The sequence below is a fragment of the Aeromonas sp. 62-46 genome, assembly GCF_001898585.1.
Taxonomy (GTDB): Bacteria; Pseudomonadota; Gammaproteobacteria; order Enterobacterales; family Aeromonadaceae; genus Aeromonas; species Aeromonas caviae.
Genome location: NZ_MKUI01000043.1, coordinates 1 through 9,238 on the forward strand (window position 1 = coordinate 1; position 9,238 = coordinate 9,238).

Here is a 9,238-nt window from a genome sequence, read left to right on the forward strand (position 1 = left end):
AAGATCGACTGGGAGCACACCGTTGCCGGCACCTCTGGTGCGGATGACTGGCGCGCGCCGATCGAAGCGTAATTCCGAGCCAAAGGGCACTGCTTGCGGTGCCCTTTCATCGTCTCTGCAAGGACAACCTGCCCGGAGACTGTATTTCCGATTTTTCAACCCACGCATTTTTTCTTCTGTCCGTTTGCCTGGTGTGAGCGGGTGCAAGAAAAAATCCGAGTTTACGTCTTGCCGCACGCCGTCAAGGGCGTGCGGCAGCCATGGTGAAAGAAAAATCCAGGCGATGGCGAAGCTCTCACACGGCTTGATGTGCCCCACCTGATGGGGCCGCACGATATTTCAGGGGCGCGCAGCGATGGCAGACAGCACAGGATTACAATTTACCGTCAAGGTGGGGGCCCTGCCCGAGAGCACCTTCGTGGTGGCCGAGTTTGCATTGGATGAAGGGCTCAACCGGCCATTCAACCTGCGCCTGGAGCTGGCAAGTGCCCAGCCCGACATCGACGTTGGCGCCGTGCTGGACCAGCCGTGCGAGCTGCTGGTGTGGTACAACGGCGAGCTGCAGCGTCGGGTGTGCGGGGTGGTCAGTGACTTCGCGCTAGGGGACAGCGGCTTTCGCCGCACCCGCTATCAGCTCATGGTGCAGCCGGCCCTGTGGCGACTCTCTTTGCGCCAGAACTCCCGCATCTTCCAGGCGCAGAAGCCCGATGAAATCCTCAGTATCCTCTTGCAAGAGCACGGCATCACCGACTATGCCTTTGCGCTGAAAAACGAGCACGCCAAGCGGGAGTACTGCGTCCAGTATCGGGAAACCGACCTCGATTTCGTGAATCGCCTCGCCGCCGAAGAGGGGATGTTCTACTTCCACGAATTCGAGCAGGGCAAGCACCGCATCGTGTTTGCTGACGATGCCGCAGCATTGACTCAAGGCCCCGAGCTCTTCTTCAACCTCGGCAACCGCTCCCTGGAGCAGGGCCCCTATGTCCGTCAGTTCCACTATCGGGAGGCGGTGCGTCCGAGCGATGTGGAGCTCAAAGACTACAGCTTCAAGACGCCGGCTTACGGCCTCTCCCACAAGAAGGTGGGGGCGGAGCTCGAACACCAGCGCGATACCTACCAGCACTTTGACTACCCGGGCCGCTATAAGCAGGACCCGAGCGGCAAGGCGTTTGCCCAGCACCGGCTCGATGCCCTGCGCAATGATGCGGTGGCGGGCCAGGCTAAGTCCAACTGCGCCGCCTTGCAGCCGGGGCAGACGTTTGCACTCACCGAACACCCCAACGGCAGCCTCAACACCGACTGGCAAGTGGTGCGCATCCAGCACACCGGCTTGCAGCCGCAGGCGCTGGAAGAGGAGGGGGGCAGCGGCCCCACCGTCTACCACAACGAATTTGGCGTAGTGAAAGCGAGCACCACTTGGCGGGCACGCATCGGCAGCCCGGAGGCCCCTCACAAGCCGATGGTGGACGGCCCGCAAATCGCCATGGTGGTGGGGCCTGAAGGGGAAGAGATTTACTGCGATGAGCACGGCCGGGTGAAGCTGCAATTTCCGTGGGACCGCTACGGCAGCTCCAACGACCAGAGTTCCTGCTGGGTGCGGGTATCCCAGGGCTGGGCCGGCGGTCAGTACGGCATGATGGCCATCCCGCGCATCGGCCACGAAGTTATCGTCTCATTCCTGGAGGGGGACCCCGACCAACCCATCGTGACCGGTCGCACCTATCACGCCACCAACCGACCGCCCTACGAATTGCCGGCCAACAAGACCCGCACCGTGCTGCGCACCGAGACCCACCAGGGGGAGGGTTTCAACGAGCTGCGCTTTGAAGACCAGGCGGGACAGGAAGAGATTTACATCCACGGTCAGAAAGACCTGAACGCGCTTATCGAGAACGATGCGGCCTGGCACATCAAGCACGACGAACACAGGGACATCGACAATGAGCGGGTGACCCGCATCAAGGCCAATGATCACCTCACAGTGAACGGTGAAAAACGGGAGCACATCAAGGGGGACTATTCCCTCGGCGTTGACACCTCCATGCATCAAAAACTCGGTCAGCGCTGGCTCACCCAGGCGGGGCAGGAGGTACACGTCAAAGCCGGTGCCAAGGTGGTGCTGGAGGCGGGCTCAGACATTACCGTCAAGGTGGGCGGCTGCTTCATCAGGGTCGATGGCGGCGGCGTCACCCTGGTGGGGCCCACCATCAAGATGAACTCGGGCGGCAGCCCGGGTGCCGGCTCGGGATGGGGCGGCAAGTCACCATTGGGCCCTCTGGGTGTCAGTGTTCCCCCCAAATCCAAGGTACCGCTCACGCCTGCCCAACTGGCCACCATGAAGAGTGCCGCCCCTTTCTGTGAAGAGTGTGAAAAATGCAAGGAGGGTGGCTGTGAGATTTGAGAGCACACCGCTGGAAGCGTGGATACAGAGGCAATCAGCCCCTCTTTATGCCGTGCTGGCGGGGGCCAGCGATGCGGCTCCCTTGCAGCACTACTACCAGCTCGATGGCCGCGAAACGCCACGCGGGCTCTATCTCGGCACCCCCTATGAAGACTGGCATCCCGTCATGCCCTATCTGGTGGCCCTCGACAAGGAGAGCCCCTTTATCGAGTGGGCGCAGGGCGCCGAGGCGAGCGACTGGGGTTGGATAGTGGCGAGCGAGCAGCCTGTCGATGCCCTCTATGCCCATCTGCAGGGGCTGACCCAGATCTGGCACCAGGGGGAGGCGGTCTTCTTCCGTTACTGGGATGGCGTGTATCTGAAACGCATTCTGGTCCAGCTGGGAGAGGATTTCACCGCCCTGCTGCCTGGAGTGAACGGGATCTGGGTCGGGGGGGACGGCTTCGAATGGGCTGCGTCAGAAGCCGCAGCATCACGCGCATTCCCCTGGTGGGAGCTGCCCCCTGCCATTGCCGCGACTTTGGCGAGACAGGATCCCGCCCCTCTTATCAACAACCTGATGCAGCAGTTGGCGGATCACAACGGTCAGCTCTACTGGGCGTTTCCCGAGGCGAACCTGCGCTGCAAGGTCGCCCGCTTTGTTTCCCGTCATCCATCCCCCGATATCGATCTGTTTCCGGCGCTGGAAGCGGCGCTGATCAATGAGGTTCAAGCATGAGCAATGTCGGCCAGGCCGTCTTCAACGAAGTGATCGCCGATTATCGCAACGTCCTGAGTGCCTATCGCAAGGATGCCGAGAGTTTCTTCCTGGGTGACATGCTCAGCATGGACATGGAGCAGACCATCAAGGTGGGCGACAAGGCCATCACGGCATCGTCCGGCAGCAAGAAGGCGCAGTCCGTGGTGACGCAGTGCCCGCTGAGCGGCACGCTGCGGCTGGTTCATCTGTTCGAATCCGTCAGGTTTATTCCCATCGGCAATACCCCGTACAAGGTGGAGGCGGGGAAGCTGGTGCGCGGACGTTTTGTCAGCGAGGCGGTAGTCAAGGAGGGAACCCTGGATGCCAAGGGTATTGCCGAGGTTGGTAAGCTGACCCCGGGCAAGTCCTATCGGGTGACCTTCTACCCCAATGTGAAGAAGAGCGACCTGGATACGCTGTTTGCCTCTTATGCCCCGGTTCAAAAAGACCTGGAGGCCTGGCTCACCAAGGAGTGGAACAGTGAGCACAAGGCTGCGTGGGCTCGTTACAGTGGCACTGGTGGCGGGTTTGGCAGCCATGCGCTGGCGGCGGCAAGCGGTATCGGCAAGGCGCTGGTCGGGGTGTGGGACGATCTTAAAACCATCTACAACCTGCTGGCCGATCCGGTAGGCAATGCCAAAAAGCTGGCCGAGTTCGGGGTGGACGCCGCGGCCATGGCCAAGGCCGGGGCCTCCCAGATGGAAGCTGCCATGCTGGTACTGCAAGATGAGGCGCTGCTTTATCTTTATGCCTATGCCCTGGTGTGCTGGGTCAAGATGTTGCCCCCGGATCAGCAGACCGAGTTTGGTGCTCAGGTGATTTCGTCGGTACTGATTGACGTGATCATCGGGGTGGTGCTGACCGGCGGGGCAGGCCTGGCTGCACGCTATGGTGCCAAGGCTGCCACCATGGCCAAGAACAGTGACCGGGTCATGCGACTGGTCACTTCCCTGGTCGATCTCTCCAAAAAGCACAATTTGGCCCAGCACGCCCAGCAGGCGAAAAAGGTGCTGATCACCGGGGCTGCACCGTTGAGCCCGGCCAAAAAAGCGGATCTCAAGCTGGTCGATGGCAATGCCAACACGCTGGTGGAAAAAGGCACGGCGGCCAAACGCCGATTCCAGGGGCACACCGAGATCAAACAGGTGAACAAGACACCTGATGCCTCCAAGCAGGCAGTTACCCCGAATAACCGGCCCCATCAACCGGAAGCCAGCACCTGCAAGAACAACTGCCCGGTCTCCATGGTGACGGGGGAAGAGTTGCTGGCACTACAAGATGGCGAACTGCCGGGCTTGCTTCCCTTTGTCTTCGGGCGCCTCTATCGCACCTCCGCCGTCGCGCAATCCTGCGGCATGGGGCTTGGCTGGACGCATGCCCTTGCGCACCGACTTGAACGTCACGGCGATACCCTGACCTGGTGGGATGAGGAGTCCCTGGCAACCGAACTGCCGTTGCCATCAGCCGCCAGACCCATGGTGACCAATCTGCTGTCGGAGGCGACGGTCTACCTCGGTGACGAGGCTGATGAAGTGATCCTGGCCAAGGCTGGTTCGCCGTTCCTGCATTTTACTTGGCATGGCGAGATCGGGCGGCTGACCGGTTTTTCCGATCCCTACGGCAATCGACTGACGGTACGTTCGGACCGTCAAGGGCGCCCCGCCTGGGTTGAAAATGACGCTGGGCTGGCCCTTCGTCTCGCTTACGAGGGCGACCACATCATGGCGCTCGAGTTGCAGCGCTTTGATGGCATTGCCTGGCAGCCCCAGGCCACGCTGCAACGCTACCACTACGATGACCATGGTCACCTGGTAGCGGCCGAGAATGGGGCCGGGGAGGGCGAGCGTTATCGCTATCGTGATGATGGGGTCATTGTGGAGCGCCGTCTGGCTGGCGGTGCCGGTTTCTTCTGGGAGTGGGAAGGGGAAGGCAAGGCTGCCCGCGCCATCCGCCACTGGAGCGATGTGGCGGGTTTTGATGTCACCTATGGCTGGGATGATGACAAGGGCGAGGTGACGGTACTCAATGCCGATGGCAGTCAGGAGGTGTATCAGCACGACAGCCAGGCACGTCTTGTCCGCCAGCAGGATCCGGATGGAGCGATAACCGAGTTTGCCTACAACGGCAAGGGTCAGAAAGTACTGGCCCGTGATCCGCTGGGGGCCGAGACCCATTATCACTACGACGAAGAGGGGATGTTGGCCCTCGAAGTGGCTCCCGACGGCAGTCAGACTGCCTATCACTACTGGGATGGCCGGGTTCGCAAGGTAGTGCAGGGGGAGCGCGAATGGCGCTTTGAGCACAATCCGCAAGGGGATCTGATTGCCAGGCGGGATCCCCTGGGGAACGAAACCCGTTATGGCTATACCCCTCAGGGCAAGCTGTGCTCTGTGGTTCACCCGGACAGCACCCGCACCGAACTGGTGTGGAACCGCCTTGGCCAGTTGATCGAAGAAAAAGGGGTCGATGGCGGGACAAGCCGCTGGCGCTATGACGAGCGGGGCCGCCAGATCGTGCGGCAAGACCCGCGTGGCGCAATCACACGCTATGAATGGGACGCGGCAGATCGCCTCAGTGCCGTCCATCTGCCCGGGGGCGGCATTCGCCGCTATGAGTACAACGCCTATGGCAAGGTCACGGCTCAGTGGGACGAGTTGGGTCGCGAGACACGTTTCGAATATCACCCCGGCCTGCATCTGGTGAGTCGGCGCATCAACCCCGATGGCAGCGAGCTCAAATACCGCTACGACAACGCCAAGCTCTTTCTCAGCGAGATCGAGAACGAGCATGGTGAACAGCATCGTATCCATTACCATCCCAACGGGCTGGTGGCACGGGAAACCGGCTTCGATGGTCGCACCACCGCCTACCGTTATGATCTCAACGGACGCCTGAGCGAAAAAGTGGAGTTCGGCAAGCAGGAGACCGAGCTGGTCACCCGCTATGAGCGCGACCCCATGGGGCGCTTGCTGAAAAAGTCCCTGCCAGATGGTCGCGAGATCGCCTTCGAGTATGACGGCCATGGCCAGCTCATCCGGGTCGACGACGGTGCCTGGCCCCTGGCATTTGACTACGATGGTGCCGGTCATCTGGTGGCCGAGCATCAGGGGTGGGCCTCAAGCCATTTCCGATACGATGCCATGGGACGGTTATCACACTGGCAACTGCCTGACGGCAACCGGCTTGGCTATCACTATCAGCACGGCACGCTTGGCGGCATTGATCTCAACGGCGCCGAACTCACGCGCCACCAGGTGGTGGGTGGGCTTGAGCTGCGCAGGCAGCAAGGGGCGCTCACCCAGCAGTACGAATATGACGAGCAGGGGCGCCTCTCGGCACTGCGTTTGCAGCGGGGCAAGCAGGTCGCCCGCGAGCGGCGCTATGGCTATGACAGAACAGGCAACCTGCTGCGCATCGATGACAGCGTGCAGGGGGAGCAGCACTACCGTTACGATCCGCTGGACCGCTTGCTGGAGGTGCGGGGCGAGCTGACCGAGCGCTTCTTGCATGATCCGGCCGGCAACCTCCTGGGTGAGCGTTCGGGTGGTCAGTTCGATGGGGCCCGCACCCAGGGTAACCGGCTGCTGTTGAGTGGCGATCGCCACTTCGAGTACGACGAATTTGGTCGATTGGCGCTGGAGCGGCGCGGCAAGGGCCAGCAACTGGTGACCCGCTATCACTACGACTGCCAGCACCAGCTGGTGAGGGCCGAACTGCCCGATGGCAGCACTGCCTGTTATGACTACGATGCCTTTGGTCGCCGCATTCGCAAGACGGTAAAGGGTGCAAAAGGCGAGCAGGTTACTGAATTCCTGTGGCAGGCCAACAACCTGATTGCCGAGAGCTGCTATCTGCTCGGGGACGACAAGCATCGTACTGACGAGCAGTACCGCAGCTTTATCTATGAACCCGGCAGTTTCAAACCCCTGGCACAGCTGGAAGGGGAGGGGCAGAAGGCCGAGGTATTCCACTACCAGCTTGACCACCTGGGCACGCCCTTGGCACTGACCCGCACAAGCGGGGCCACCGCCTGGCAGGTGCGCTATCGCGCCTATGGTAATGTCTGGCGGGAAGAAATTGCCGAGGTGGCAACGCCCTTGCGTTTCCAGGGGCAGTATTTTGACGCCGAGACGGGGCTTCACTACAACCGCCACCGCTACTACCAGCCCGGCACGGGTAGATTTATCACCCCTGACCCGATAGGCTTGGCCGGTGGGCTCAATAACTACCAGTATGCCCCCAACCCTACAGGCTGGGTGGATCCGCTAGGGTTAAGTAATGTGCCGGGACAGTGTCCTGGTTCAGATAAAGATCTTACAAGACGAGCATATCTGAATAATAAATTCGGCCGTACTGGTGAGGTCAATGCTGACATAAATCAGAGGGCTAGGAAAAAAATTGCATTTGACTTTTATAAGGGGCAGGGTTTTGCCGAAGAAAGCATACCTAGTCATTTGAATGGAATTGACTTCAGTCACGATGTGCGTATTGAAACCCTCAATAGAGGTAAAAAAGTATATCAGTATCAATCACCAGGTGCCCCACAAGGTAATTACTATGCAATGCATAGCAGTGTGACTCCATCAGAGTTGGGTATTGGTAAGATGGGGGAGAATAGGGCTAAAGGTACAGTGGAACTTAAACTGAAAAAACAGTATGTAGTTAATGAAAAAACTAAAGTGATTCGTTCTACCTCTAAGGCAATTGATGATACTTGGTCTGTTAGAGGTGTGACTCAGCCATCTTCTGGTGGCGGCACTCAGCTCTTTACCACAGAAAAACATATATTTGTAGAGGGTATTGAATAATGATTAATAAAGATGATTTTCAACAAATGGCTTTGAAAAACCGTTTTTTATTAGAGCAGTTTACAGATTTCAAAGAATTTTTTTTGTCATGGACCGCTTTGCTAAAAAAGAATGGTGATAGTTATCTAATTGAGAATGATGGTAGGGAAGGATGGTTGATCCTATATTCAGAGAATTCTAATGGAGGATGGGATGAGGTGGAAAAGGTTGTTTCTCATAAGTTTCACAAAGATGACTACGTAAAGCAATGTGAACTATGGTTGTCTAGAATATAAAGATAAAATGTAAGTGTTGTGGTGCATGCGATTTTTGGTGAGCCTTCGAATGGTTGAGGTTGTATACCAAGCAGAGTCGTAGGCTCGATTAGCCTAGTGTAATCGGACATGATCTAATGAATCTAAATAGATCTGGTTGTCATCTGATACTAGACTGGGTCTTTATTGGTTCAATCATGCCTCGGATGTGTAAAAGTTAGGTTAACGAAGTTTCCTTATCTTTTTATTTTATTGCATCCCTCATGTTTCTGATAAAACTGAAGGTAATCAAGGTTCTCATTTCAATGAACGCCCTATTTAAAATAAGAGAACAGGGAAGGTTGATGGTACAAAAGAACATTATAACTTCAGAGTCAAGAGGTGATGTATGAGATGGTCTGATCTTCCAGGGAGTGAACTCGTGTCCAGAGTATACTCAATTGTCCCCGAAATATCAGAAGTGTCATTAATGAGCCTCTCCTTGGAGCTAATTGATGGGAAAGCAATGCTGGATTTTGATTTGAGCGATAACCTACCAGACAAGGCACCAGTAAAATGGGGTATGAACTATAACCGATGCCGTATAGGGCTTGGATGCTATGTTGTTTCACAGTTTAGTATGAGTGGAGACTTTCATTCTTGTAATGGTACGTTAAGTATATCTCGTCGTAATGAATGTTATTTAATTGCCTTCTCCTCTGAAATAGTGAATTTTAATTTTGAATGTAAGATTGTCCATGTGACAGGGCCTTCAGTATATACATCATGTCAAAGTTAAAAAACAATGTTCATTTGTAATGGCTTGTAATATTTTGGCAACATTATTTTGAATGGGGTGAGTTAACCGTTGGTGTGATTCTTATATCTGGCTGTTCTTCGCCAATATCATCACTAAACGATCAACAAGTAAGTCAAGCCGCCCAGCAGGGCTAGGCTGTGTTCTCAAAATGCTGGTTTTCTGTCCACTAATCGTTCCCGTAAGTAACGAAGGCAGAAAGCCTGCTTGATAAAAGCAGCAAAACTTCCTGCCAGCTTT

Annotated in this window: 5 protein-coding genes and 2 pseudogenes; 6 read left to right on the forward strand and 1 reads right to left on the reverse strand. The window is 56.8% G+C overall.

What is annotated here, in order from left to right:
* The 6 genes and pseudogenes from BGO64_RS13540 to BGO64_RS20825 form a co-directional block, all read left to right on the forward strand.
* Nucleotides 1–72: pseudogene (locus BGO64_RS13540) on the forward strand (type VI secretion system tube protein Hcp); the annotation flags it as partial.
* 283 nt (nt 73–355) lie between these two features.
* The gene (locus BGO64_RS13545) at nt 356–2,401 is read left to right on the forward strand and encodes a type VI secretion system Vgr family protein (RefSeq protein ID WP_286700837.1); all 2,046 of its coding nucleotides are present in this window, start codon (nt 356–358) and stop codon (nt 2,399–2,401) included.
* Nucleotides 2,391–3,119, forward strand: coding sequence for a DUF4123 domain-containing protein (locus BGO64_RS13550; RefSeq protein ID WP_286700838.1), 729 nt, complete (start codon nt 2,391–2,393; stop codon nt 3,117–3,119). Before BGO64_RS13545 ends, BGO64_RS13550 begins: the two co-directional genes overlap by 11 nt.
* The gene (locus BGO64_RS13555) at nt 3,116–7,948 is read left to right on the forward strand and encodes a polymorphic toxin type 46 domain-containing protein (protein ID WP_286700839.1); all 4,833 of its coding nucleotides are present in this window, start codon (nt 3,116–3,118) and stop codon (nt 7,946–7,948) included. The genes BGO64_RS13550 and BGO64_RS13555 overlap by 4 nt, the downstream gene beginning before the upstream one ends.
* Nucleotides 7,948–8,223 (forward strand): hypothetical protein, encoded by a 276-nt coding sequence (locus tag BGO64_RS13560; RefSeq protein ID WP_021465604.1) that lies wholly within the window; start codon nt 7,948–7,950, stop codon nt 8,221–8,223. Before BGO64_RS13555 ends, BGO64_RS13560 begins: the two co-directional genes overlap by 1 nt.
* A 367-nt stretch (nt 8,224–8,590) precedes the next feature.
* Nucleotides 8,591–8,980, forward strand: coding sequence for an Imm50 family immunity protein (locus BGO64_RS20825; RefSeq protein WP_353743886.1), 390 nt, complete (start codon nt 8,591–8,593; stop codon nt 8,978–8,980).
* A gap of 164 nt (nt 8,981–9,144) precedes the next feature.
* Here BGO64_RS20825 and BGO64_RS13565 read toward each other — a convergent pair.
* Nucleotides 9,145–9,238 (reverse strand): annotated as a pseudogene (locus tag BGO64_RS13565) (IS5-like element ISAs34 family transposase); the annotation flags it as partial.

What these genes read in the sequence shown, in the direction of transcription:
- BGO64_RS13555 (WP_286700839.1), top strand. Translation starts at nt 3,116, where the DNA reads ATGAGCAATGTCGGCCAGGCCGTCTTCAACGAAGTGATCGCCGATTAT.
- BGO64_RS13545 (WP_286700837.1), top strand. Translation starts at nt 356, where the DNA reads ATGGCAGACAGCACAGGATTACAATTTACCGTCAAGGTGGGGGCCCTG.
- BGO64_RS13560 (WP_021465604.1), top strand. Translation starts at nt 7,948, where the DNA reads ATGATTAATAAAGATGATTTTCAACAAATGGCTTTGAAAAACCGTTTT.
- BGO64_RS20825 (WP_353743886.1), top strand. Translation starts at nt 8,591, where the DNA reads ATGAGATGGTCTGATCTTCCAGGGAGTGAACTCGTGTCCAGAGTATAC.